25 protein-coding genes, 4 pseudogenes and 1 riboswitch are annotated in these 23533 nt (G+C 46.7%); of the genes and pseudogenes, 14 read left to right on the top strand and 15 right to left on the bottom strand.

The window, feature by feature from the left end:
* Positions 1-152: 152 nt before the first annotated feature.
* The 3 genes and pseudogenes from MiSe_RS01845 to MiSe_RS01855 all read right to left on the bottom strand — a co-directional run bounded on the left by MiSe_RS01845 (position 153) and on the right by MiSe_RS01855 (position 2333).
* On the bottom strand, positions 153-1475 hold the full coding sequence (locus tag MiSe_RS01845; protein ID WP_226573604.1) for an RNA-guided endonuclease InsQ/TnpB family protein: 1323 nt from the start codon (positions 1473-1475) through the stop codon (positions 153-155).
* Positions 1456-2055: pseudogene (locus MiSe_RS01850) on the bottom strand (IS607 family transposase). The gene MiSe_RS01845 and the pseudogene MiSe_RS01850 overlap by 20 nt, the downstream one beginning before the upstream one ends.
* A gap of 35 nt (positions 2056-2090) precedes the next feature.
* Positions 2091-2333: a hypothetical protein gene (locus MiSe_RS01855; protein ID WP_226573605.1), complete on the bottom strand. Its 243-nt coding sequence runs from the start codon at positions 2331-2333 to the stop codon at positions 2091-2093.
* Between the two features lie 225 nt (positions 2334-2558).
* On the opposite strand from MiSe_RS01855, the gene MiSe_RS01860 reads away from it, so the two are divergent.
* Both MiSe_RS01860 and MiSe_RS01865 read left to right on the top strand, forming a co-directional pair.
* Positions 2559-2780 (top strand): helix-turn-helix domain-containing protein, encoded by a 222-nt coding sequence (locus MiSe_RS01860; RefSeq protein WP_264196279.1) that lies wholly within the window; start codon positions 2559-2561, stop codon positions 2778-2780.
* Between the two features lie 179 nt (positions 2781-2959).
* A complete protein-coding gene (locus MiSe_RS01865; protein WP_226573627.1) occupies positions 2960-3568 on the top strand; it encodes a cytochrome b N-terminal domain-containing protein in 609 nt (202 codons plus the stop codon).
* A 94-nt stretch (positions 3569-3662) separates the two neighbouring features.
* Here MiSe_RS01865 and MiSe_RS01870 read toward each other — a convergent pair whose 3' ends face one another.
* A complete protein-coding gene (locus MiSe_RS01870) occupies positions 3663-3803 on the bottom strand; it encodes a hypothetical protein (protein ID WP_226573630.1) in 141 nt (46 codons plus the stop codon).
* A 37-nt stretch (positions 3804-3840) separates the two neighbouring features.
* A riboswitch (Glutamine riboswitch) is annotated at positions 3841-3912 on the bottom strand.
* Between the two features lie 251 nt (positions 3913-4163).
* Between MiSe_RS01870 and smpB the strand changes: the two genes are divergently transcribed.
* The 3 genes from smpB (at position 4164) to MiSe_RS01885 (ending at position 6791) form a co-directional block, all read left to right on the top strand.
* Positions 4164-4631, top strand: coding sequence for an SsrA-binding protein SmpB (gene smpB / locus MiSe_RS01875; RefSeq protein WP_226573633.1), 468 nt, complete (start codon positions 4164-4166; stop codon positions 4629-4631).
* 458 nt (positions 4632-5089) lie between these two features.
* Entirely contained in the window at positions 5090-5845 is a 756-nt protein-coding gene (locus tag MiSe_RS01880; protein ID WP_226573635.1) for a PPC domain-containing protein, read from the top strand.
* A gap of 220 nt (positions 5846-6065) precedes the next feature.
* Complete coding sequence (locus MiSe_RS01885) at positions 6066-6791, top strand: peptidylprolyl isomerase (RefSeq protein WP_226573638.1); 726 nt, start codon at positions 6066-6068, stop codon at positions 6789-6791.
* A 336-nt stretch (positions 6792-7127) separates the two neighbouring features.
* Here the strand turns inward: MiSe_RS01885 and MiSe_RS01890 are convergent, their stop codons facing one another.
* The 4 genes and pseudogenes from MiSe_RS01890 to MiSe_RS01905 all read right to left on the bottom strand — a co-directional run bounded on the left by MiSe_RS01890 (position 7128) and on the right by MiSe_RS01905 (position 11589).
* Positions 7128-8528 carry an IctB family putative bicarbonate transporter gene (locus tag MiSe_RS01890; RefSeq protein ID WP_226573641.1) on the bottom strand — a complete coding sequence of 467 codons (1401 nt, stop codon included), beginning with the start codon at positions 8526-8528 and terminating at the stop codon, positions 7128-7130.
* Positions 8529-8674: 146 nt separating this feature from the next.
* Positions 8675-10165, bottom strand: a complete 1491-nt coding sequence (locus MiSe_RS01895) for a GAF domain-containing sensor histidine kinase (RefSeq protein ID WP_444980450.1) — start codon at positions 10163-10165, stop codon at positions 8675-8677.
* Between the two features lie 146 nt (positions 10166-10311).
* Positions 10312-10848: pseudogene (locus tag MiSe_RS01900) on the bottom strand (GUN4 domain-containing protein); the annotation flags it as partial.
* Positions 10849-11100: 252 nt separating this feature from the next.
* Positions 11101-11589 (bottom strand): adenylyltransferase/cytidyltransferase family protein, encoded by a 489-nt coding sequence (locus MiSe_RS01905; RefSeq protein WP_226573969.1) that lies wholly within the window; start codon positions 11587-11589, stop codon positions 11101-11103.
* A 190-nt stretch (positions 11590-11779) separates the two neighbouring features.
* Between MiSe_RS01905 and MiSe_RS01910 the strand changes: the two genes are divergently transcribed.
* Positions 11780-13213: an NADP-dependent isocitrate dehydrogenase gene (locus MiSe_RS01910; protein ID WP_226573647.1), complete on the top strand. Its 1434-nt coding sequence runs from the start codon at positions 11780-11782 to the stop codon at positions 13211-13213.
* Between the two features lie 251 nt (positions 13214-13464).
* Here MiSe_RS01910 and MiSe_RS01915 read toward each other — a convergent pair.
* The 6 genes and pseudogenes from MiSe_RS01915 to MiSe_RS01940 all read right to left on the bottom strand — a co-directional run.
* Positions 13465-13662 (bottom strand): annotated as a pseudogene (locus MiSe_RS01915) (helix-turn-helix domain-containing protein); the annotation flags it as partial.
* Positions 13663-13964: 302 nt separating this feature from the next.
* Positions 13965-14321 (bottom strand): annotated as a pseudogene (locus MiSe_RS01920) (RNA-guided endonuclease InsQ/TnpB family protein); the annotation flags it as partial.
* Positions 14322-14512: 191 nt separating this feature from the next.
* Positions 14513-15700 carry a hypothetical protein gene (locus MiSe_RS01925; protein WP_226573653.1) on the bottom strand — a complete coding sequence of 396 codons (1188 nt, stop codon included), beginning with the start codon at positions 15698-15700 and terminating at the stop codon, positions 14513-14515.
* 131 nt (positions 15701-15831) lie between these two features.
* Positions 15832-17004, bottom strand: a complete 1173-nt coding sequence (locus tag MiSe_RS01930; protein WP_226573657.1) for an LptF/LptG family permease — start codon at positions 17002-17004, stop codon at positions 15832-15834.
* Positions 17005-17031: 27 nt separating this feature from the next.
* Positions 17032-17760 (bottom strand): LPS export ABC transporter ATP-binding protein, encoded by a 729-nt coding sequence (lptB, locus tag MiSe_RS01935; protein ID WP_226573660.1) that lies wholly within the window; start codon positions 17758-17760, stop codon positions 17032-17034.
* A 132-nt stretch (positions 17761-17892) separates the two neighbouring features.
* Positions 17893-18393 carry an LptA/OstA family protein gene (locus MiSe_RS01940; protein ID WP_226573663.1) on the bottom strand — a complete coding sequence of 167 codons (501 nt, stop codon included), beginning with the start codon at positions 18391-18393 and terminating at the stop codon, positions 17893-17895.
* A 395-nt stretch (positions 18394-18788) separates the two neighbouring features.
* On the opposite strand from MiSe_RS01940, the gene MiSe_RS01945 reads away from it, so the two are divergent.
* Together MiSe_RS01945 and MiSe_RS01950 are read left to right on the top strand one after the other, a co-directional pair.
* Positions 18789-19001, top strand: coding sequence for a hypothetical protein (locus MiSe_RS01945; protein ID WP_226573666.1), 213 nt, complete (start codon positions 18789-18791; stop codon positions 18999-19001).
* A 326-nt stretch (positions 19002-19327) separates the two neighbouring features.
* Positions 19328-19663 (top strand): hypothetical protein, encoded by a 336-nt coding sequence (locus tag MiSe_RS01950; protein WP_226573669.1) that lies wholly within the window; start codon positions 19328-19330, stop codon positions 19661-19663.
* Positions 19664-19690: 27 nt separating this feature from the next.
* Here the strand turns inward: MiSe_RS01950 and MiSe_RS01955 are convergent, their stop codons facing one another.
* The gene (locus MiSe_RS01955) at positions 19691-20053 is read right to left on the bottom strand and encodes a DUF4189 domain-containing protein (RefSeq protein WP_226573680.1); all 363 of its coding nucleotides are present in this window, start codon (positions 20051-20053) and stop codon (positions 19691-19693) included.
* Positions 20054-20206: 153 nt separating this feature from the next.
* Here MiSe_RS01955 and MiSe_RS01960 point away from each other — a divergent pair, with 153 nt between their 5' ends.
* The 6 genes from MiSe_RS01960 to MiSe_RS01985 all read left to right on the top strand — a co-directional run bounded on the left by MiSe_RS01960 (position 20207) and on the right by MiSe_RS01985 (position 23529).
* Positions 20207-20359, top strand: coding sequence for a hypothetical protein (locus tag MiSe_RS01960; RefSeq protein ID WP_226573683.1), 153 nt, complete (start codon positions 20207-20209; stop codon positions 20357-20359).
* A gap of 198 nt (positions 20360-20557) precedes the next feature.
* On the top strand, positions 20558-20932 hold the full coding sequence (locus tag MiSe_RS01965; RefSeq protein WP_226573686.1) for a hypothetical protein: 375 nt from the start codon (positions 20558-20560) through the stop codon (positions 20930-20932).
* 102 nt (positions 20933-21034) lie between these two features.
* Positions 21035-21400 carry a hypothetical protein gene (locus tag MiSe_RS01970; protein WP_226573690.1) on the top strand — a complete coding sequence of 122 codons (366 nt, stop codon included), beginning with the start codon at positions 21035-21037 and terminating at the stop codon, positions 21398-21400.
* 68 nt (positions 21401-21468) lie between these two features.
* Entirely contained in the window at positions 21469-22020 is a 552-nt protein-coding gene (locus MiSe_RS01975) for an RNA 2'-phosphotransferase (protein ID WP_226573693.1), read from the top strand.
* A gap of 33 nt (positions 22021-22053) precedes the next feature.
* Complete coding sequence (locus tag MiSe_RS01980; RefSeq protein WP_226573696.1) at positions 22054-23259, top strand: AAA family ATPase; 1206 nt, start codon at positions 22054-22056, stop codon at positions 23257-23259.
* Positions 23260-23295: 36 nt separating this feature from the next.
* Positions 23296-23529 (top strand): hypothetical protein, encoded by a 234-nt coding sequence (locus tag MiSe_RS01985; protein ID WP_226573699.1) that lies wholly within the window; start codon positions 23296-23298, stop codon positions 23527-23529.
* Positions 23530-23533 lie beyond the last annotated feature (4 nt).

The following is a 23533-nucleotide window of genomic DNA, read 5'->3' on the forward strand; positions in this document are numbered from 1 at the left end:
TTAGGGGGATCTGCTTCCGGTTAAGCGATCTACCGCCGCAATTAAAGTCCCCCTTGAGAAGGGGGATTTAGGGGGATCTGCTTCGAGTTAAGCGATCGCACCAACAGCAATCTACCGGCTGATGTTAATATAGTTCCATTTGGGATAGACAATCATAGACAAGGCGATTGACTTCCTACTTTGGCTAGTAGCAACGCTCGTGCAGAACCATATTGTGATGGGAACACGGGCGTTATCCGCCTCGGATGCACTACCAAGCACCCTCTATCCCTCGCTAACATTGACTTGAGACAGTCGAATGAGGTAGGGATTACTTTTCGTCCGATATTGAATGCTCCATTCACATCGGCATGAATCAGTGAACCATCAGATGCTGTATACCAGCTACGCTTGACCCGCCTGCCTCTGAAGGCGGGTTTTTGTTTTGTGTCAGGTGTATAGGTTGGGATGGTATCCCAATCCAAAAACGAAGACTTGCTGGTGTAGGATTCTTCGCCCACGCTGACGGTGATTCCAACAGCCTCTAATTTATAAGTTAGAATCTCGATGAATCTTGCATGTGGTATTTGTACAAACTTTTGGTTGGTTTTTTTTCCTAAATTAATGCTGGTTTTCCATTGGTCATTTTTGCCAATGGCGACCTGAGTTACCCCTAGAGTAAGAAACTCATTGCAAATCATCCGAGTACATTGGTGTAGATACGAGTCAACGAAGTTGTTTCGATTTCTAACAAGGTTCTGGATTCTTTGTGATGTTCCTGTCTTGATAAATCCTTTAAACTTGGCTACCTGTTTGTTGTAGTACTGGTTAACGCTTTTTAATGGCTTGCCATTAACGGCAATAGGTTGAATCCTGGGGTCGTTAAAGACAATTGTTGCGAGGTTATCCAAGCCAATATCGATAGCGGCTGCCAGTTCAGGATTAAGGCTACAGAAGTATTGACCTCCAGAATGATCTTCATAAACCACCTCAATAACGAAGCACCCTATTTTGGGTACTATTCTCACTTCACAGAGATTGTCGTATTTGAGTCCCTGCTTAACGGGTAGAACAATCGGAGACATAGAAGGGACGAGCCGACATGAGTTAAATTCTCTTTTGCTAATGGCTTGGATATTGAATTTAACCAGATTTCTCCCTTCTATATAATTCGGAATTCTTGGTTTTCCTGTAAACTTCGACGGTTCTTTGTTGTAGGCTTCTAGGGCTTTGAAGTGATTTGTCCATGTATCAGCACACTGCTGTAGAACTAACTGAGCCACCTTAGCTGGCATTGCCTTGTAGCTCTCCGATTTCTGGAACAATTTATCCAGTTTCGATTGATACAAGTAGCCATGTCCGTAGAGATAGCTCTGTCTTTGACTGTACTGTGCTGTATTAAATAGTTTACGAGACCTGTTGGTTATTTCGTCACAGTAATTGAACCATTGGTGGTCTTTCTTGATTATATGCCTTTCAACTCGTTTCGTCGTCATCACCCCCTTGTAATTGCTTGATTATTGTCTCAGTTTTTCGTTTGGCCCTCCTTTGTCCATACAGTCTAGCAGAGAAAGAAGTAATACTTGAAATCAAGTCCTGCATCAATTCATCTCTTCCGTTTTCTGCCTAGTTGACAATTTCTAATGCTACTCCGCAACGATTTAACAGAACATCTAGATAATGTGTTCCAAATCTTGCTAATCTGTCTTTGTGTTCGACAATTAAGATGTCGTAGTCGGATGATATTAGCAAAGTTTCTAGCTTCTTTCGATTGTCATTCAATCCACTACCAACTTCTTTGACGACTCGAACAATTTTGTAACCTTTCGCCATTGCGTACTGTGTTAATCGTTCGGCTTGGCGGTCTAGGTTGCTACGATTCTCGGACGAGGAGACTCTCGCATAAATTGCGGCTTTGTCTTTCCTTGATACAGTTAATGGCGCCAGATTGAAATCGACAATCACCATTCCCGTCTCGGTCTGCCTCGCCGGGTGTGGGAGTTTGCCGCTTTTCCACCAGCGCCATGCTGTTTTGTAACTAATTCCCAGGTGTTTGGCATAGTCAGGTAGTTTCATGCCTGTCATTATACGGTATACCTGGCTATCAATGTCTATAGTTTGAGTGAAGTTTTACCATACCGAGTCAAAATCCGAATTATCTCACCTTGGATCGGAGAGGGTAAGGGTGGACTCCATGCAGCGACTTCTGCAAAACGAACTACATGCAAGTGGTGGACAACGCTATTAACTGCAAAAGGAACACCGCAAGCAAGCAGGCGCACGGGTGTCTTCCCCTCCGGTATTTCCAGAATGGGTGCTTTGAGTAATTCCGCAACCGAACGTTGCTCTATCATAGAGTTACTACCTTTTTTTATGGGTATCTGAGCGATCGCTCTCAAGTTTTCCAGGCTAGAGGGGGCGATCGCTTTGTCATGTCTGCATTCAATCTATTCTGACTACAGTCGTTTGTCTACTCAATACGCTAAATAAATAGCATTCGACGCTAATTAAGGAAAAATATAGATGTGAAGTGATAGCATCGGCCTTGCAGCACTAATGGATATCGATTGAGTACTGGAGTGACGATCCGCTGGAAATTAGCAGTAGTAATGGCTGAACGCAACATTAGTAACAAGGAACTGGCTGCCCTAATTGGGATGCATCCGACCTCTGTTTCTCGGCTAAAGACTCGTCGTACCTTCCCCAAAATTGACGAAGATACCCTGAGTGCGCTTTGCAAAGCGCTAAAGTGTCAGCCAGGAGACTTAATGGTGTACGAAGAAGATCAAGCGGATGGATAGCTGGTAGTTCAAGAAACCCGGTTTTTCTCAAAAACCGGGTTTCTGGGTCAGCAAGAAACCCGGTTTTTCTCAAAAACCGGGTTTCTGAGTCAGGCGATCGCTCAATTGCCCCTTACTTAGAAAAACTTCATATAATTAAGTATAAATACACATTCAACCCAAAAAGGTTGGTGCTAGCCATGCAAAACGTATCGTATGGTTTCGTACTTCGGCGGCTGGCTACTATTTTGTCTGTGGTAGTTCTTTCGCTATGTCTAACAGCAGCCGCCACGGGAATTCTACTATCTTTCTATTACGAACCGACGGCGGGCGGGGCGTATAATTCATTGCAGGCAATCAAATCTGAAATACCCAATGGCTGGTTAATTCAGCGGATGCACGAAATTGCCGGTAATGGTTTAATCGCCGTATCTTTAGTACAAATCGTTGTCATGTTTCTGGGTGAGAAATTTCGCCCCAGTTGGCTCACAGCTTGGATTAGCGGAATTTTGTTAACATTGACAGCGATGGCTTTAAGCTGGACGGCGATGATACTCGACTGGACGCAGCTTGGCTACTGGCGTTTCACCATTGAACTAGGAACGATTGAAGCTATCCCCGTTGTTGGTTCCCTGCTGCGAGACATAATTACAGGTGGTGGCGCAATCAATACCACAACAGTCATGCACCTGTATACCTTGCATAGCTACGTTCTTTCTATGGGTGCTATGGTTCTCGCCTTGATTCACTTAGGCGGGTTACTCCTACAGGAAAAAGAAGACAAACAAGCACTGCTTCAATCCGAGTAATTTACCAAAAGAAACCCGGTTTTTTACAAAAACCGGGTTTCTGCTGGTGGAAGCGCGATCGCTCAACAGCGAATCGCGTTTCAGTTATGTTGGCTTATTGCCCAACTTCTGCCGCCGCACGACTCAACATAGCCTGCTGACGAGTCTTCAGATGCCGTTGATGATTGCTCATCAACAAACGGGCTTTGTCTTGAGTCGATACTTCGGTGTTGACGATGGGATTGGTGGATTGCATAGGTTTCGCCTCTAATGTACTTGTTTGCTCGATCGGAGGCGCGTTCCTTCGGGATAACTCCCTACTTCCGTCTCTCCAAGCCCTCTGTTTTCTTGAAGAGATGAACGATTTCTTTCTGTATCTATTGTTACTTTTTTTCGAGTAAATGTCAAATAGTTAACAAATCTTTACAATTAAGCGCGGTTCTGGAAGCAACCAATCAACCTCCTTTGTCTCGCTTGTCCCACCAGTTGGGAGTTTGAGGAATTTCCTGGAAAAATCGGGTTTCCCCTTCTCTTGCCGATCTTTTGTGGCAGGATGGGTTTAAGGCTGCGTTAAGCTAGTTTCGCGGCTGTTTCTGGTGGTGGATAGAGAGGGTATATGGCTGAAAAACAAGAAGGCATCAAAATCGTTAGCGATAACCGCCAAGCCCGCTTTCTCTACGAAATCCTGGAAACATACGAAGCCGGGATAGAGTTAAAGGGGACAGAGGTAAAGTCGATACGGCAGGGCAAAGCCAACCTGAAAGACGGCTATGGTTTAATTCGCAATGGCGAAGCGTGGCTGCTGAACGTCCATATCTCGCCCTACCAAAGCAGCGGCGAGTATTTTAACCACGACCCCAGGCGCACCCGGAAACTGCTGTTGCACAAGCAAGAAATCCGCAAATTGATTGGCAAGGTAGAACAAAAGGGTTTAACTTTAGTGCCGTTGAAGATGTATTTGAAGAATGGCTTGGTTAAAGTTACCCTGGGTCTGGGCAAAGGTAAAAAGCTACACGATAAGCGCGATGACATCAAAGAACGTCAAGACAAGCGCGATATGGAACGGGCGATGAAGCGATATTAACTCAAGTTGCTAGTTAACTCAGGTTGCTAGTTACGAGGCGCGATCGCCAGGGCAGGCAGAGAGCTAAGCAGAGCGAAGTGTAAAAATATACTGTACTTTGTCATCACTTTATACCAAATCCCGATATTTTTATCGACCGCACGGGCGTCTTCGTTTGTCAAGCGCGCAGCATTAATGCGGCCGCGATCGCATTATTTGCCGTACCTCTGGTTATGCGCCCTACTTCTTATGGCTGCAATCCGCTGTAATAAAGGTTAACAACTCCTCTGAAAATATCGTGACATTTTCTCACATTTTCCCACAGTCGAAAAAAGATTCATTATTTAAATTTGGATTATAGGCTGATTAAGTAAGTCAAGGGTTAATCAAAAAAATGATTACACTTGAGTTTGACTTATTACTTTCACAACCTATCAAAAAAAATTTTTTTCCATTCATAGCTAAAAGGAAAGAAGAAAATGGCAGCAGAATTTAACCTTGGTATACTTCCAGCGAATAGCACTCCAGTAATCGCTAGTAACTTTGTAGGCAGCAACGACACCAGAGACACTTTCAGTTTCAGTCTAGCTAGTTCTGGCAACATCAACCTGGCTCTTACTGGCATGAGCAGTGATGCTGATGTCCGACTATTTCGGGACTTCAACGGCAATGGCATAGTTGATGCTGGTGACACGCAAATTGGCAGTTCAACTCGGGGTGGCAACAGCGATGATTCGATTAACATCGCCAACCAAGTTGCGGGTAACTACGTGGTTCAAGTCGATCGGTTTAGTGGGGATACAAAATACGATCTGAGAGTATCTACCACCGCTTTTCCCTCAGCCAGCAACCTTCTACCGACTGAAACCGAAGTAGGTATCCTGACAGGAACCCAAACCTTTACTGGTCAAGTGAGCAACAACAGCACCGCCGCTAATAATGAATCCCCTGGTGACACCTCTGATGTGTACCATTTTGTCCTGAATGCAGCTGGTAACCACACCTTCACGATTGCTGGTCTGAGCGGTGATGCCGATCTGCGACTGATTCAGGACACTAACAGTAATCTTGTGGTTGATGCAGGGGAAGCGATCGCTACTTCTGCTAATGCTGGCACCACGTCTGACCAAATTACTCGTTTCTTGAATCCAGGTGAATACTTTGTCCAGGTCTATTCATTCGCTGGCCTCCCGAATGATAGCAGCCAAATTAACTACACCCTAACCATGACCTAAGTTTTTCCCGTTATCTTTTTCCTCGTTCCTTGGCTCTACCTGGGAAAGAGAAAAAGAGAAAACGGAAAAACTTAGCGAGAAAAGTCAAGAACATGACTCTGGTATAGTCAACGGCTAAAATCAACCTGCAACAGTGACTAAAAAGCTCCTCAAAATAATAATTTTGACAAGGGCTTTTTAGTCAAATAGTTTCATTTTGGATAATAAAATAGTATTGGATATGACTACAGTTTTACAAATTGGCAACCGCGCGATCCCTGCTGCGGAAGTCATTCCTCTGCTGAGGAGTTACCAAATGCTGCCCCAATTGTTACGGGAGAGCATAATTGACGAAGCGATCGCTCCCATCGACTGCACCCCGGAAGAAATTGCTAGTGCAACCGAGCAGTTTTACCAACAAAATCAGCTCACCTGCGAAACAGAACTACAGTCGTGGCTGAAGCATCAAGGCATGAGCCAAGATTGTTTAGAAAAAGTCTTCATCATCCGGCTGCTGAAAATCGAGAAATTTAAACAAGCGACTTGGGGTCATAAACTAGAATCTTACTTCCTCAAACGCAAGCGGGCGCTGGATCAAGTCGTCTATTCTCTAATTCGGACTCAAGATAAAGGAATTGCCCAAGAACTTTTCTTTCGCATTAAAGAAGGCGAGCAGTCTTTTGCCGAACTCGCTTGTGAGTACTCCCAAGGCTCAGAGGCTCAAACAGGTGGTATCATCGGCCCTGTTGAGTTAGGTAATATCCACCCAAAATTAGCTCAGTTGCTTTCACTGAGCCATCCAGGTCAACTTTGGCCCCCTATGGCTGTGGAAGAATGGCTGCTGATTGTGCGACTGGAAAAATTGATTCCATCACAGTTCAATCAATCAATGCGTCAACGCTTGCTGCGCGAACTTTTTGAAGCTTGGTTGCAAGAGCGGCTAAGTCAATCAATTGCGGGATTTTAGATTTTATATTAACTCAATTTGCTATTTATCTCGGACTTGCAGCTAATGGCTAATGGCTAATGGCTAATGGCTAATGGCTAATGGAAAGAACAACAGTATATTACTGCGCTTTTGATAGCTTCGCGTTCTTAGATTAGCGTTCTTGGATTAGCAAGCTCGCGATTAGCGATTAGCGATTAGCGATTAGCAGCGTCCAACTTTATAACTAGCAACTTGCGTTAGTTATAACTATCATGGGTTTAAAAATAGCTAATCGCCAGCTTGCTAATTGGTAGTGAGAATATTCTCCGGCTCTACGATTAGCCATTAGCTATTAGCCATTAGCCATTAGCAGATCTAGTTAGCAGGTGAGTCTATAGGTGTCAAAGCTTCTGTTTGCTGGGGGAACTGATAGTAACTGGCGATTAAAGCTATCATTAGCCACCACAGGGTATTGACTTCGGGACGGTACAAAACTGTATCGAATGCACCGTGACCTAACATACCCAGTAAAGCAGCGATCGCTCCCATCAACCAATATCCTTCACTACTACCCAATGCACGCAAGCGTTTTAATTGCAACCATCCTTGGTTAAGCGTTACCAACAGCAGCCACAAGAAACAACCCAGTCCAATAAAACCAGTTTCCACCGCCACTTCTAATAAAACAGAATACGCACTCAAAGCGCTGAAGCGGGGACGCATGTAAAGCGGGTAGATTTTATTAAAAGCATTATTGCCAGGACCGATACCCAGGATGGGGCGATCGCGTATCATTTCGATTACAGCCGCCCATACATTAATGCGGAAATTATTGCTGCTATCTTCGCGACCGATAAACATACTCAAAACGCGATCGCGCACTGGCTGCACGAATAATACTGCCACCAATACCACAAAACCCAAACAAAAGAGCAGTAAAGGTAACGACCAAGTGCGCCAGAAGCGAGGTAAGTGGACGCTGAGCCAGAAAAGCAGCAAAATTGAGAATATAAAAACAGCGATCGCAAAACCAATCCAGCCGCCGCGACTGAAGGTTAGCATCAGACAAGCTGTATTGAGCGCTAACATCGTCACGGCTAAAGCTTTGGGAAATAAACCGCGCCAAGCGAAAATAGCTGCCGCCGATAAAGCGATCGCGGGTAGTAGATAACCAGCGAGTAAATTGGGATTACCCAGATAACTATAAACCCGCGTAGTTTTAGCCAAAGGAGATTCTGGATCGACCCAAGTTGCTAGCGCTGCTGCGCCAAAAAACCATTGCCGCAAACCATAAACGCTGACAATTAGGGCTACGTGTAAGTATAGGGCGATCAGCCAACGACGGAGACGAGGCGATCGCAACACCCGCGACATCAGCGCGAACAGTAGCAAATACAACGTTAGCTTTACCCAGCCACTCAAGGCTGCCACCTTCACGGGTGACAGCGCCGTTGCCACCGTCGCGATGCCCCAGTAAAGTAAAACCAGCAAATGAATCGGAGTAGTTTTAGCGCCGGTGTCATCAGATACAGTCACCAGCACCCAAAAGCCAGCGCTGGCGAGCAATAACACCCCAATCAAATCGTTAGATACAAAAGGTGCTAAAGCGAACACCAAACCGATCAACATTGCCCCGATCAGTTCAGCGTGGGGCAATAGCCAGCTACCTTGCCGCCAACTTTGCAGCAGCCCCACTAAACGGTATAAATAACTCGCACTGCGCCACTGATACAGCGGCAGATTAGACAGGGTTAGTTGTTGCCAAACAGCATTCATATGTTAGTTGTCAGCGATCGGTAGGAGTAGATTGCATGAGCGCTCTTTTTGATCGCAACTCGAGATTGATTATCTACGCTCATGCGATCGCCCGTACACTAGCGATGTGTTTTTTCCTTGACCGATGGACCATGACCCATGACCGCTTAGACACTTTCATCGATAGCCATCATATCCGGCAAAGTTAGTACATAGCGATACCCAGATTCTGGCGAGCCTTGAATCGAGACTTGACCGTTGTGCATTTGAGCCAAGTGGCAGCTTAGCAACAGCCCCAGATTGTCGCGGGATTGTGGGAAACCTCGATCGTCAAGCGCATCTGACTTTTGTACAAAACTCAAGCCGTCTGCTTCGAGAGTCATGCGCTTGGATACTGAGACAGAGTTCTCTGGATGTTCTTGCCAATCTTCCAGCGTATCCTCTGGGGATTCATCCTCCGAATAGTGAGATACACCCGGTAACTGTGATTGGTACAAATAAGGTTCCACCTGCTGGAATCCTTCTCCCAGCCAGGGGTGAGACACCCAAACCGCAATATTTAATCCATCACTTTTGCGAGAAACGTGGATGCGAATAATGCTTTCAGCTTCAGCCTTTTGCAGCACGCTCGATACCAGGTGATAGAGCATTTGCCGTACTTTTTCTCGATCCAGCTGCCAGATGCGATTTCCAGGCTCTACCGAGAGGCGAATTTGTTGCTCGCGGCGGTGCGCCATTTCTTCTAAAGAAGCGATCGCTTGCTGGCAGAGCATTTCAATATCCGTCGCCGTCAGGTTCAGTTGGGCGTTTTCCGCATCGAGGGCTCCCAAAGCTAAAATTTCATTCACCAGCGTCAGCAAATACTGACCGCTCGTTTGAATAATTTCCAGGTATTCTTTCTGTTTAGTCGTCAGCGGGCCGTAAATTTCGCGACCCAGAACGCTTGCCATACCCATTACACTTGTCAGCGGCGTCCGTAACTCCTGGGTCAGCGCCGAGAGCAATTTGACTTGAACTTGATTGGTGGTAATTTGGTTGGCAGAAGTACTGCTCAGACGGATGGGTGCGCTGAGATTCACCTGCACTTGGGACTTGGTGCTGTTTTCCAAAAGACGGTTCCGCTCAAATTCGCTCATCGTCCAGCGCGCCATCAGTTCCAAAAACTCAATCTCCTTGGTGGTAAAACTACGCGGTACTTGCTCCATGACCTCAAGCGTACCCAGACATTGTCCGGAAGAAGTAAATAGCGGCACTCCCAAGTAGGCGCGGATGCCATATTGCTGGACTAGCACGCTTTTAGAATAAAGCGGAGCGCTAGCGGTGTTGTTAATTGCCAAAACTTTTTGACTTTCTACCACGTGGGTACAGAAAGATTCCTCGCGGGGTAGCTGACGCGAGGAAGCTAGTTGGTTCATCAGTCCCAGGCGAGATAAACCTACCGCTGACTTGAATACTTGACGGTCTTTATCCATCAAGCCCAAAATGCAGATGGTAACCTCCAAAAAGTGAGCCGCTGTCTGAGTCGCTTCCTCGAACACGGCGATCGTTTCTGCTTCGAGCAAGCGCGACTCTGCCAAAGCTTTGAGGCGTTGCTGTTCCCGCGCTGTTGCTGTCAAATTGTCCAGACTGTAAGAAAGTCTGTTTTCTGGACCTACCATGCCTACTGCCACCTTCATACCTGCTATTTGTGTAATTTCCATCTTGCTGCCATCAAAGGATGATTGACTATTCTTAAGGTTCCCAAGCTCCACCTCTGACAAACAGTTGCTGAGTACAAATTTGCGATTTTTGTTTGGCTGTTAAATTAGCCGCCACTTGGCGTGCTAGACCAAGCTGGGTGATTCAGCAGCGCCGCAATGACTCGCACCCCGCGCAACTGGTTAGACAGGGGTATGTGACCTCTAGGAGCCGAAAGATCCCAAGTAAATTCATTCGGGTAGCGCGTCCAGGTATTTCCGGTTTTCCAGCCGATTTTGAGCCAGAACTTATCCCAGTTTTTCCCGGTTGAGAGCCAAATTTCCCGCTGCACGGAAAAGCCGAACTTGCCTTGGGAGTGAAGCAGCCAGAGGGTATTAATCGTTTGCAGGTCAGCGATCGGGAAGTTTTCTACTTCTGTAAAATACAGCCATTTTCGTTGAACGGCATCTGGCCCTGCCAATTCGCACATTTTTTGCAGGGTGATGCGGTCAGCTGCTTGAAAGTCTTGTTGAGCTAGCAGCTGTTCGAGTGGGGTGTAATCTATGTGGCGATCTGATAGAAGTGGCACGCTACGGGTCGGCAATTGATTTGGAATAAATTCCCTGGCTTGAGATGAGCTGGGGTTAAACAAGGTGTTGTAGGCAGTAGGACTAAAGTTATTGTACCACCAAGCTTTTGAGCGGTTGCAGCCACCTGAATTTTCATGGCAAATCTTGAGGATTGGGGGCCGGTGGGCGAGGGCTCTTGGGCAGGTGGGCGAGGGATCTTGGGCAGGGATGCAGCTGCGATCGCCAGAGAGATGTAAGGAAAGATCGGCGTTTATAGGGGAAAAGCAATTTTTATGCGCTTAAAGCACCTCACCTGCTCACTTGCTCACTCGCTCACCTGCTCACCTCTAGCGGTTATTCTGCAAAATGCGATTGACGATCGCAGTGGTGGAAGTGGGAATTTCTACCTGGACTAATTCGATTTTGCCTCCATAGTCTAGAACCGTTGAGGCTTCGGGTAAGGTTTCTAGGCGATAGTCGCCGCCTTTGACGTAAATATCGGGTTTGAGGATTGCGATCAGATCGGTGGCGGTGGTTTCTGCAAAAATCACCACTGCATCGACGGGTTTTAAGGCGGCGAGTAATTCGGCTCGCTGGGCTTCGGGTACGATGGGGCGGCTGGGGAATCCTGGGAGTGTCGGTTTGATGGTTTGTACCGAGCGATCGCTATTCAATCCTACAACCAGACTTCGCCCCAACGACTTGGCTACTGTTAAATACCTGACGTGTCCGACGTGGAGCAAGTCAAAGCAGCCATTGGTGAATACCAACGGACGCCATTGTGACGGGGAGGAAGCGATCTCACTGTGAAGTTCGCTCAAGTGATAAATGGGCATGGGGGCGAGGGCAGGTGAGCAGAGGGGCAAATCAGAATTCCCATCTATATTCTCACCTGCTCACTAGCTCACCTGCTCACCGGCTTTCGCTCCCTGTTCCCGAAAAGATCATAAAACCCTAAACTCTACTATTTGCCAGGGCTGTAAAATTGCACTGTTTTAACCAGTGCTGCGTAGCGATTAGGAGCTTATGGGTACATACGAAAAGATTACACCGCCCGATACGGGGGAGCGCATCACTTTCTCTAACGGGGAACCCAATGTCCCCGACAATCCAATTATTCCCTTTATTCGCGGCGATGGAACTGGGGTAGATATTTGGCCTGCTGCGGAGAAAGTCTTTGATGCTGCGGTGGCAGCTGCCTATGGTGGCAAGCGGAAAATTAGCTGGTTTAAAGTCTACGCCGGGGACGAAGCCTGCGAAAAGTACGGCACTTACCAATATCTCCCCCAAGACACCCTGGAAGCGATTAAAGAATACGGTATCGCTATCAAGGGGCCCCTGACTACACCCATTGGCGGCGGTATTCGTTCTTTAAACGTGGCGCTGCGGCAAATTTTCGACCTTTATGCCTGTATCCGTCCCTGTCGCTACTATGCAGGCACGCCTTCACCCCATAAAAATCCCGAAAAATTGGATGTGATTGTTTATCGGGAAAATACCGAAGATATTTACTTGGGCATCGAGTGGCGGCAAGGCAGCGAAATTGCTGACAAATTGATTCATTTGCTCAATAATGACTTAATTCCAGCGACGCCGGAACACGGGAACAAACAAATTCCCCTCGATGCCGGAATTGGCATTAAACCTATCAGCAAAACTGGTTCTCAGCGCCTGGTGCGCCGCGCCATGAAACACGCCCTGCGGTTGCCTCCCAACAAGCAGATGGTCACTTTGGTACACAAAGGCAATATCATGAAGTATACCGAAGGAGCCTTCCGCGACTGGGGTTACGAACTAGCAACCACCGAGTTTCGGGCCGAGTGCGTCACCGAACGGGAATCATGGATTCTCAGCAATAAGGAAAGACATCCAGATATTTCCTTAGAAGACAATGCCCGTCAAATCGATCCGGGATATGACAATCTCACCGCCGAAAAGAAAGCTCAAATTTGCGGCGAAGTTGAAAGCGTTCTCAACGCAATTTGGTCAACCCACGGTAACGGTCAGTGGAAAAATAAAGTCATGGTAAATGACCGCATTGCCGATAGTATTTTCCAACAAATTCAGACGCGACCGGATGAATATTCCATCCTGGCGACGATGAACTTGAACGGAGATTATCTATCCGATGCTGCTGCTGCGATTGTCGGTGGATTGGGCATGGGGCCTGGTGCTAATATTGGCGATGAATGCGCTGTTTTTGAAGCAACTCACGGCACGGCACCCAAACACGCCGGTTTGGATCGGATTAATCCCGGATCGGTGATTTTGTCCGGGGTGATGATGCTGGAGTTTATGGGTTGGCAAGACGCGGCGGATTTGATTAAAAAAGGGATTGGGGGAGCGATCGCTAACCGCGAAGTCACCTACGACCTAGCTCGCTTAATGACCCCGCCAGTCGAACCCCCTCTGAAGTGTTCTGAATTTGCCCTAGCCGTCATCAAACACTTCCATAGCTAGCTGTGATAATTGGTAATTGGTAATTGGATGATAGGGGGATGGATTCCTGACAATTACCCTCGTGACCACGGCTCCTGCCTGGGAACGCCATTACCTATTAGCACCGTAGGGGCGGGTTTTACCAGCAATCTGTGGTAATAATCGACAATTACAGCGGATTGCTACGACGAGGCCAGAAACCCGGTTTCTTTGTTGATCTCTGGTTGCCAAACCCACGATTTTTCGTAGAAACCGGGAATATGCGCCTAGGTAAATTTTTCCCAGTCAGTAATTTTATGCCCATTACCAGGCGCTTGATTCGGCAATGCTTGAAAGTCTCCTGTCTCGCGTTGCCGCTTCAGCCATAATCGAATAGTGTTACGACTAATGCTGAATATACCGCTTGCTTCACTAATCTTTAAGCCATCAAGCTTGATGGCACAGATCGCTTTTTGCCGGAGGTCGTAACTTTAGGGTTTGGGCATGGGTTTCCCTCCGGCACAGCCGGAGCAAGATCAAGGTCTGCTATAAGAATGATGAAAAACCACAGAGACACAGAGGACACAGAGTTTTTTGTTAAGCAATTTATGAATTTTCTTTTGATATAAAAGGTAGAATGAAACTCCCATCAAGAATAGATTGATATCAGGTAGCACAAGCAGTTTAGCAAGTATGTATTGCCAGTGCGACATATCCTCATTGCACCATACAGTCATCCAAGTTTCGATTTTAAAGAAATGCCGGATAAAACTGTGCCATAAAACTGATACAAATTATCTGCAACTTTGACATTTTGAGGGTACTGTATTGACTGTTTACCGTGTTTTGATTTGAATTTAGGGTATGAGCTTCTCTTTTCAAAGAAGTTATTAAAAGCTACTCCAAGATTTAAGCAGACTTGTTGTAAACACTGCGAATAGGTCAAAGTCAACCAGTCATGCTCTTTTTTTAACTGTGGAATTAGCTTTTTAACTTCATAACCAGACAACCCTTTCCCAGTCTCTTTATATGTTTGGTTCATTAAATTCAGACAAAAATTCCATAACCAACGACAATTGCCAAAGGATTGCTCTAGCGACTGTTGCTGTTGGGAACTTGGATATAGTCTGACCTTAACGACCTTTAACATTCTTAGAGTGAAATGTATTTGCTATAAAGCATTCTAGCATAATATTTGCTCGTTTCCGACCTGTCCTCCTCCCTTGCTATCGCATTGGTCAGAGGACTGTCGTCAACTCGCCAGTAATTCATCTCATCGCTTCTGCTAGCGCAGTAAGCGAGAGGCTTCTTACTGTTGTAGCTAATCTGACCTTGGCAAATTTATCGTCCTGAAGTGGGACGGCCAACTGAAAAAGGCGAGGTTTGTAATTGAGAAGGTTGCAATTGCGAAGTGCTTAAACTGGATAACCCAGTATTGGGCACCCCGTTTACAGGTGCAGGGTTCTGGTAAGTAGGAACAGAGTAGTTCTCAGGTGTAATAGGTACTACTTGAGGTACGACCGGCTGCACGGCTGGTGTTCCTGGAACTGGAACGGTTTGAGGTAAATTATTGGCATAATTGCCTGAGTTACTGGTATCAGGTGTAACACCGTATCCCTGGTAACTGGGATAGGGGGAGCCTGGTTGAGCCACCTGTACGGGCATATTAGAGTAATTGGTAGTACCGGCGTAGGGTGAGGCGGGTCCGGTCACTTGACCGGGCAGGGCTGAGGAACTAGGAGTACCGGGTTGGGCTACTTGTCCGGGAAGGGCTGAGGAACCAGGAGTACTGGGTTGGGCTACTTGTCCGGGGGCAGTTGCGTTGGGTTGGGTGGGCTGCCCCAAGCTGTTGGTAAATGCTGGCGGCGTCTCGATCGGTGTCTGAGTTTGGACAGAGTTAGTAGGAGAATTATTACCCAAGCGGTCTAATGCTGCTTGTAGCGGGTTTACCGGCGTCGCGGTGGGAGTTGGAAGGGTTGAACCAGCAAGGTTACTACCACTAACACTGGAATTCTGTGGTGCGGCTTGGTTGCCCATCGTTGATACACCACCAATATAAGGAGATGAATAATCAGATGGCGCTTGTGTCTCAACCCCCAAGGGATCGTAAGCGCTTATCGGCGCTGTAGGTTGCTGCGTTGCTTTTTGTGCGTCATCGGATATTTTTTCGGCATCAGCTGCCTGCTGTTTGAGGAATTCATCCAGAAAACTCTGTATTTGCGGTTGTTGATTTAACTTTAAGGCAGCTATGCTGACATCAGCTTGAGCCAACTCTTGCATCAGTACCGGCAAGCTATCAATGTCAGCTGCAACAGCACTTTCTTCTTTTGACAGCGTGGTATCGGCGATGGGGGTTTCATTCTCCGGGTTCTTAAACAGCGACTCCGGGTGCTGCCAAGCTTCCCATATAAAAAGAACGATCAGGGATAGTACTGATAGACATCCCCAAAAAGCGGGTCGCGTAAAGGGACGCAACTTTGCTCTCAAATAATAGCGAACCGATGCAGGGACTTGAGGACGAATCGGCATGGTTAGGGTGCTGGCTGTCCTAGCACAGAATGCTGTAGTTTCTACTGTCAGGATAACTTTTACAGTGCTGAAATGGTTGTTACTTTAACAAATTTTGTTGACAAGCCTCAGTGCATCGATATAGGAGGATGTCACCGATTGAGTCGGAACAACAGCCATATACCTACTCCCACACCGAATACGTTCGGTAGCCAAGCTGCCAACTCGGGAGGCATAACACCGCTTAATCCTAAAGCATCCCCCATTGACATCAATAAATAGTAAGCAAAAATTACCAAAACGCTGATGCCAAAACCCGTGGCCTTGTTGGTGCGCTGGGGTCTGATTCCCAAAGCCGAACCGACCAAACCGAAGACGACGCAAGCAAAAGGTAAGGCGATTTTTTGATGAATTCGGATTACCAGTTTGCGAATTTTCCGTTTATTACCGCTCGGTCGCAATAACTGCAATTCTTCTTGGGCTTGAATGAGGTTCATTTCTTGGAATTCTCGCCCTTTTTCAGCCAAATCTAAGGGAGCGCGGGGAAGTTGCAATTGGTGGTGGTCGAACCGCAAAATGCTGCGGTAGGAACTATCGGGAGATACAACGTAAATTGTGCCGTTGAAAAAATCCCAGGTGTTTTCGACAGGATTCCACTTGGCTTTTTCTGAGGTGACAATTTGGTTTAGCCCCGACTGGGAACGATCTAAAATGGTCAAACCTTTCATTTCTTGACCATCAAATTGCTCGGCATAAAACAAGCGGGTGAGGACGTTTGCTTTATTGCCGTCTGGTTGTTTTATATCGCGGAATTCGGGATAGATAATGTTACTTTCTTCAAAGTCAGATCGGTCTTCTTTTAAAGCTGAATCTAGCGTCTGCCTGGCTTCGTAATTAGCGGCGGGTACGACGAATTCGTTTAATGTAAACGCGATCGCAGTCACGATCAAACTCATCACTATGGCAGGCACTAGCAGCCGATAGATACTAACGCCACAACTCCGCAAGGCGATCAGTTCGCTGTCGGAAGAAAGCCGACTGTAGGCGATCAAGGCGGCTAGCAGCATCCCCATCGGCAAGGCAAAAAAGACGTAATAGGGCATCTGCAACAGGGATACTTTGGTGGCGATCGCCATCGGTAAGCCGGATTCGGTTACCCTCCGTACTAGGTAAAATACCGACCCGATGGCTATCCCCAACGAAGAAAAAGCCCCGACGCCGAACAAAAAAGGGCCAAATAACTCGCTAACAATGTAGCGATCCATGACCGATACCCCAGGAACCAGCCAGCCAGATGGATTAAAAGATTTGCTAAGTATTTTCATAACCAAAGAGTCAATACCGACTAATAACTAGATCTGGAAATTGTCGCCCAGGTAGTACTGACGCACGAGGGGGTTGTTATAAAGTTCTTCAGCATTGCCAGAGGCTAGGATTTGTCCGTCGCGCATGATGTAAGCTCGGTCTGTGATGGCTAGGGTTTCGCGCACGTTGTGGTCGGTGATTAAAATACCTATTTCGCGATCGCGTAATTCTGCCACAATTTGCTGAATTTCCGCCACGGCTATCGGGTCAACGCCAGCAAACGGTTCGTCCAAAAACAAAAACTTTGGCCCTTCTCGCCCCGCCGCCAATGCCCTCGCCAGTTCTGTCCGCCGCCTTTCGCCCCCAGATACCTGAATTCCTTTAGTATGGGCAACTTTTTCCAAGCGAAATTCTCGCAGTAACGACTCTAAACGCTGCTTTTGTTCCCTACGAGGCACTTTAGTTTGCTCTAGCACCAAAAGAATATTTTCCCGAACGCTCAGGTAACGAAAGATACTCGCTTCCTGCGCTAAATAACCAATACCCAACTTGGCGCGAGCGTGCATTGGCAATGCGGTGATATCTTGGTCGTTGAGCCAAACTGTGCCTTGATCGGGTTTTTCTAACCCAGTGGCGATGTAAAACGTTGTGGTTTTTCCGGCACCATTGGGGCCAAGTAGTCCAACCACTTTCCCTTGCTCCACGGAAAGATTAACGCGATTTACGATTGTGCGTTTCCCGTATGATTTGTGAATGTTTTGCAGAATAATTCTCACACCGTTTACCCCACAAAGTTAATTGTCAGTTGTGTAGGGGCGGGTTTTACCAATCATCTATGCAATAATCGACAGTTTATTTAAACCCGCCCCCGCAGTTGTACTCCACCGATCCTTGACCAGTGACCAATCTTAGCGGGGGCGACCCTGGGGCGTTCTAAAGTTTGGCGTTGCGGGTGCTGGGGTTGGAGGTTGTTCGGCACTGGGGGGAACGATGTAGATCGATTCGACTTGCCGATTCTGTTGGGGGACAGCTTGAAATAGCCCTTCATCAATCAGATAGACGATGGTTTCGCCTCGGATGCTGTTGCCCTGCTGCAAAACAAATACGTTGCCGCTGAGAACGATGCGGCGTTCGCGGCTAAAATACTGTGCTTGCGCTGCGGTGGCTTGAATTTGACGGGCGGGGTAGGACATTCTGACGTTGCCGATCGCGGTGACAATGCCGGTGCGGGCATCGTAAAATTGCTGATCGGACAGTACCCGCAGGGCGCGGGAGGCTTCCTCTGTTTGAGCGATCGCTCGATTGGAGACGTTGGGCATGGCGATCGCACCCGTTAAGGCAGCCGGAATTATCAAGGCTATACCCAGGCGACGCAACCAGTTTTTGGGCAATCTACCATATGGCATCATGGATCGTACTAGCCTAAGAACAAAGAGCTTTAAGCAGGATAATAGCTTAGACTGCAAACTTCAATAATTTGTTCTGGTAGAGTGTTATAACTTGACAAAATACTTAGTTTGTGTATCCGAGTGATAGATCCCATCTCCCAGAAACCGGGTGGCTCTCCCGTATTTGAAGTGATAATAAATTGAACCTGTTGAAGCGGTCAGGTTTTAACTTCAGACACTTTGATAACTTTGAGCTAAGGACTTTGCTTTACTGGAACTTTTCTCAGTAGCAGGACTTACGCTTGGGCGTTCCTATCACCTTTGTTTCAAGCTACGATCTCTGGTGACAAAGCAACGATTTTTCATAGAAACAGGACTTACGCTATCTCCCAGAAGCGGAGGAATTTCTAGATTTATTGGCTCAAACTCTGCCGAACGATATTGCCATTATTCGGGGAATCATGGCTTATTCAGTGCTGAATCGTTCTTTAACCAGTAGCGAACGCTCTTTTGCTTGGTTTTGGCGGTTCTTAGATCAGAAACGGCAGGGATTGCCGTCCAGCATCATCAGTTTTTTAATTAACATCCACAATATGTTATATCATGTCCGGTTGAACACTTATAATTAGGGCTGACGCCCAGACGGGGCGACGCGGCGACGGGTCGAAGTTTTTATTGCAAGTAATTAAGCGGACATGATATTAATTGTGTCGGTTTCGGCGGATTTGCCCTATGGCCCGATTTACAATCGGGGTATTGCACAAGTGATGTACGAAAGTTTAATTAATCACCGCTATATACCTCGCAGCAGTATACCTGTTACTTTAATTGGCTTTAGTGGGGGCGGACAAATTGCAATGGGTTGGGCAGCTTTCCTTAAAGAGGCACTAGATGCCCCCATTGATATTATTTCCTTGGGGGGATTTTTTGGCGGCAGAAACCCGATTTTAAGGCTTTGGCACGCTACCGCATCGGAGACAGCACGGGTGCAACTTACGTTGGCTCTGCTCATAACTGCGCTCAAGATTCTGATCAAGCTTTATATGCTGCGCTGCGTCAGATGCAACGCTGGGCCCAGAATGTTCCCAGATTGCAGCAATGGTTAGCGGCTCATCCCCAGATTACCAATCAACTCAACCAGTTACGCAAGGTGGGACAAGCCTTACGACGAGAGCTTTTACCCTTTGGAATTGCCCGTGCAGACTGGCGCAGCGGTGAGGAAAGTTTGGGAAGCAGCCTGGAAAATGACCCGATTGAGCAGTTACTCACAGGGTTGGTAAAAGCTGTATAGACGCGACCCATCGCGCCTCTAGACAAATTATCGATCGGTGCAAGCCCAGGTAGCGACCTTGCAGGCTCCAGTCCCGCATTCGGCAACAGCGTTTGCTTCGGCTTCTTCGCGGCTTTCAGCCCATGCCCAACCGAGGTTTGTGCCATCTTTCGCGACAGCCCCGCAAGCATTCTTAAACCATACTTGAATTTCGCAACCAGCATCCCCACATTCTTCTAAAGCAGCTCTTTCAGCCTGTGCGCGGGTGGGGTAGTTGTAGCCATAACCCCAAGCACCTGAGTCGGATGTAGCGATCGCGCCATAGTTATCAAGAGCAGCGAAAGCAGCACCCCCTGTTAACCCTTCAGCCAAAACCAGAGCGAGGGCAAAAATTCCTAGACGTTTCTTCATATTTAACCAACTCTTTTGCGGTGATTTGCTTGATTCTTAGCAGTTTTGGCACATTTTTTCAGCGGGGGTCATCTGTAGATCTATCCATCAATTTGATGTGGTGAAACTGAGTTACCGTAAATTTACTATTGTATTGGTTAGAGAGGTGGTGTTATGAGCGAACTGAAAGAAGTTTACAAAGCGATCGCGCCAGCATTCCAACAGCAACTATCCCAAGAATATCCCGCTGAAAAAACCTACGTATCGGCGCAAGAAATAGCAGATAAAATCCAAACCAAAAACCAGCAAAAGCCGGATAAAACATAAAATAACTCTGGCAAAAATAACTGGGGCAGGCAGGATGCCCACCCCACAAAAATAGAAAATTTCTTGTGGGGTGGGCGTCCCGCCCCCCCTTGAATAGAAAATTTCTTGTGGGGTGGGCGTCCCGCCCGCCCTTCAAACGATCTGAACAGAACTTTTGCCAGAGGTCTAAAAATTAAAGAGGTAAACGCCATAAACGACATGCAAAACGCTGACAAAGTAGCCGCAACAGCCGTGCGCCAACGGTTCGCAGAACAACATCCAGATGATTGGCAAATACTTAACAAAATTGGCAAAGATGAAGTTGCAGTTTACTTTGGTAGCTGCGACCGAGTAGAAGATATTCTGCACTGTCTGGATGTACCAGTAACTATGAACCCGGATGCCAAGAAACTAGAAGCAAAAATTATTTTTGTAAACTGCTTTGGTTCCTACCACCAAGATTTAATTTCCCATCTGGCGCGACAGGTGGAAGCTTCAAAGTGGCTGGTAAGTTCCGACTGGGCTAATGGTCACTTGATGGCGAAGGCGTTTCCCAACAAGGTGCAGTGGACCTGGCGTTCCACAGGCGATTAAGTTATCGCTGTAGAACCAAGTTTAAATAGCCTGTGGTCGGAAGTCGTCGTACTGGGTGCAGAACCCCAATGGTGGTTAGAAAGCAGCAGCCATCCCATCGAAGTGCTGAACTTTGAGAAAGTACGGATAGAAGCAGCCAGTCACGAGCTATTGGTACGCTACAACGCGCCCGTCGTTGCGGTAAGCTTTGATGGGGGCAAAGGGCATGTGTTCCACGTCATTAGCCACTTTTGGTGCAAGCGAAGTCGCACCCCCACACCCCGCCACCAAGCCTCCTGCACCGACTTCCTCAAAACTGGCATGAAATTAAGCGATGAAGGCGTCGAAAAAGTTCTGCATCAAGCAGGCATCAAGCCAGATACGCTAAACTTTGCTCAGAGCCAAAGTGCAGCCACCTCGACAGAATTAGTAGCCCAACTCTGTGTCCGTGCAGTCACCCATCAGAAATCTGTCGCCCATCACCTGTAGTATAATATAAAACAACGACTGGCGTGTAACTTGCACGCCAGCGTTCAATAAACTATAAAAATTAGCTTGTGAACGATACTCGTTTAGTTAAAATCAGCAAATATCTCAGCAAACATCTACGGCACACACCGGATCGAATTGGTCTTAAACTTGCTGAAGGTGGCTGGGTTAGAGTGGATGAACTTTTAGATGCTTGTAAAAAACACAATTTTCCCATTACCCGCGACCAATTAAATGAAGTTGTTGCACGCAATGATAAAAAACGCTTTTCATTCGACACGACAGGGGATCGAATTCGCGCTAACCAAGGGCATAGTGTAGAAATTGATTTACAATTGGAACCCGCGATTCCTCCAGATGTGCTATACCACGGTACAGGAGAGGGTGCAGTTGAATCGATTCTTAACACGGGTCTTAACAAAATGTCGCGACACCACGTACATCTGTCTAAAGATATAAATACGGCGCGAACAGTAGGCAAAAGACATGGTCGTCCGGTGGTTTTTGCTGTTAATGCAGCAGCGATGCACGAGGCGGGTTATACGTTTTACTGTTCGGAAAACGGGGTGTGGCTAGTGGATATGGTATCACCGGAATATTTAGCGATCGCTTCCTCATAACAACCACCACAGCAAGCATAACTAAAATAAATTATGTTCTCAGCATTTGGCAACAACGACGACAATTCAGCAAAAAACAACCCGCAAAACCGAGGCTTATTGGGCGCTGGTTGGCGACCTTTAAACCGAGAACTTAACTGGGAATATTTGTTCCACCTCGCCACTAACGATACTTGGGAACTCTCCCATAAAGCCCTCGATTTAATCAGCGATATTGGCGATGCTTTGGGGCGCAACCAATATTCTTGGTGGGCTAATATACTCAATGTCTTTTCTGACGATACCCGCTACCACATTGATGAATTTTGGAATTTCATTACCCCCGAACCACCAATCCCAGATTATCGCTACAGAGACGTTCTGTGTACCGAAACGCCTATAGTTCAATTAGTCAGCCGCGACAGCATTCCCATTGATTACGTACTCAACAAATTGCGGGAAATTACAGTACTCAAAGTATTGGAATTATTAGGGCGTCCGGATTTAATTACTCAGTCTTGTTTGGAGCGACATTTTTACTATCCCGTCGAGCGGTTTGTTAGCTGGAATCGTCTCGAAACATTAGGCACGGTTTATGCCTATTGGTCAAAATATCAAGTTTGGCTGCAAATCGAAACCTACGAAAAAGGACGCCGCTGGTATAGCCTAATTTCCCAGGATTTAGCCCCGCTGATTAACAAAGCGACTTACAATATGGCAGTTATTCTCAGCGGTTACAAATGCCGTGTCGGACAGGTTAACAGTCAATATCCAATTCGGTCATTTCCCGATGAAATTCAAAGCTTTACCGACAAAGTTCAACAAGCAATTTTAGACCAAAATCAGCTAGCCGTTTTAGTACATGGAGAACCCGGAACTGGTAAAACAGCCTGGACGCAAGCTGTAGCTAAAGAAATTTTAGTACCGCTGGGATTTGTGATTTTTATCCTCGATCACGATGCAGTGCAAAACTTTGTTCCACCAACTTACTTGCAGCGGGTTTGCATCATTATCAACGAAGCCGATAACTTAGCTCAAAACCGAGCCAGCGAAGCCGCTCAATACAGTAACAAAACCGAACATATTTTGAGTTTGTTAGATGGAACCGTGTACCAAAGCGTAATTGAAGAAGGAGGGATTCAAGAACAGCAAAAATTCGTCGTGTTGATGACTTGCAACACAACTGAACGATTAGATCCGGCAGTTTTACGAAAAGGTAGAGTTGATTTTATATGCGAATTTAATCATAAATTTGTTTAAGGAAAAGTCATTTCCCAACAATAAAATAATGGAGGTATGGTAAGAACGTACAAATATGTAGGCGCGGATGACATTCAACTGAAAGTAGCGGGTTTCCCAGTCGGTACGCGAATTAAGTCAGTTCGCGACCTTGAAACTTGGCTCGCTCAAACCAAGCAAAAATCAAACAATTGGGGAATAATTGCAGCAACTTTCGTAATAGATGAAGAAGGTTATCTTCGCATCGCAGACCGCCACTCTGAGGATGAGCGACAAAATTATGTAAATTAATCTT

The sequence above is a fragment of the Microseira wollei NIES-4236 genome (assembly GCF_020521235.1).
In the GTDB taxonomy this organism is placed as follows: domain Bacteria; phylum Cyanobacteriota; class Cyanobacteriia; order Cyanobacteriales; family Aerosakkonemataceae; genus Microseira; species Microseira wollei.

What these genes read in the sequence shown, in the direction of transcription:
- MiSe_RS01845 (WP_226573604.1), bottom strand. Translation starts at nt 1,475, where the DNA reads ATGACGACGAAACGAGTTGAAAGGCATATAATCAAGAAAGACCACCAA.
- MiSe_RS01855 (WP_226573605.1), bottom strand. Translation starts at nt 2,333, where the DNA reads ATGATAGAGCAACGTTCGGTTGCGGAATTACTCAAAGCACCCATTCTG.
- MiSe_RS01865 (WP_226573627.1), top strand. Translation starts at nt 2,960, where the DNA reads ATGCAAAACGTATCGTATGGTTTCGTACTTCGGCGGCTGGCTACTATT.
- MiSe_RS01870 (WP_226573630.1), bottom strand. Translation starts at nt 3,803, where the DNA reads ATGCAATCCACCAATCCCATCGTCAACACCGAAGTATCGACTCAAGAC.
- smpB (WP_226573633.1), top strand. Translation starts at nt 4,164, where the DNA reads ATGGCTGAAAAACAAGAAGGCATCAAAATCGTTAGCGATAACCGCCAA.
- MiSe_RS01880 (WP_226573635.1), top strand. Translation starts at nt 5,090, where the DNA reads ATGGCAGCAGAATTTAACCTTGGTATACTTCCAGCGAATAGCACTCCA.
- MiSe_RS01885 (WP_226573638.1), top strand. Translation starts at nt 6,066, where the DNA reads ATGACTACAGTTTTACAAATTGGCAACCGCGCGATCCCTGCTGCGGAA.
- MiSe_RS01890 (WP_226573641.1), bottom strand. Translation starts at nt 8,528, where the DNA reads ATGAATGCTGTTTGGCAACAACTAACCCTGTCTAATCTGCCGCTGTAT.
- MiSe_RS01895 (WP_444980450.1), bottom strand. Translation starts at nt 10,165, where the DNA reads ATGGTAGGTCCAGAAAACAGACTTTCTTACAGTCTGGACAATTTGACA.
- MiSe_RS01905 (WP_226573969.1), bottom strand. Translation starts at nt 11,589, where the DNA reads ATGCCCATTTATCACTTGAGCGAACTTCACAGTGAGATCGCTTCCTCC.
- MiSe_RS01910 (WP_226573647.1), top strand. Translation starts at nt 11,780, where the DNA reads ATGGGTACATACGAAAAGATTACACCGCCCGATACGGGGGAGCGCATC.
- MiSe_RS01925 (WP_226573653.1), bottom strand. Translation starts at nt 15,700, where the DNA reads ATGCCGATTCGTCCTCAAGTCCCTGCATCGGTTCGCTATTATTTGAGA.
- MiSe_RS01930 (WP_226573657.1), bottom strand. Translation starts at nt 17,004, where the DNA reads ATGAAAATACTTAGCAAATCTTTTAATCCATCTGGCTGGCTGGTTCCT.
- MiSe_RS01940 (WP_226573663.1), bottom strand. Translation starts at nt 18,393, where the DNA reads ATGATGCCATATGGTAGATTGCCCAAAAACTGGTTGCGTCGCCTGGGT.
- MiSe_RS01955 (WP_226573680.1), bottom strand. Translation starts at nt 20,053, where the DNA reads ATGAAGAAACGTCTAGGAATTTTTGCCCTCGCTCTGGTTTTGGCTGAA.
- MiSe_RS01960 (WP_226573683.1), top strand. Translation starts at nt 20,207, where the DNA reads ATGAGCGAACTGAAAGAAGTTTACAAAGCGATCGCGCCAGCATTCCAA.
- MiSe_RS01965 (WP_226573686.1), top strand. Translation starts at nt 20,558, where the DNA reads ATGCAAAACGCTGACAAAGTAGCCGCAACAGCCGTGCGCCAACGGTTC.
- MiSe_RS01980 (WP_226573696.1), top strand. Translation starts at nt 22,054, where the DNA reads ATGTTCTCAGCATTTGGCAACAACGACGACAATTCAGCAAAAAACAAC.
- MiSe_RS01985 (WP_226573699.1), top strand. Translation starts at nt 23,296, where the DNA reads ATGGTAAGAACGTACAAATATGTAGGCGCGGATGACATTCAACTGAAA.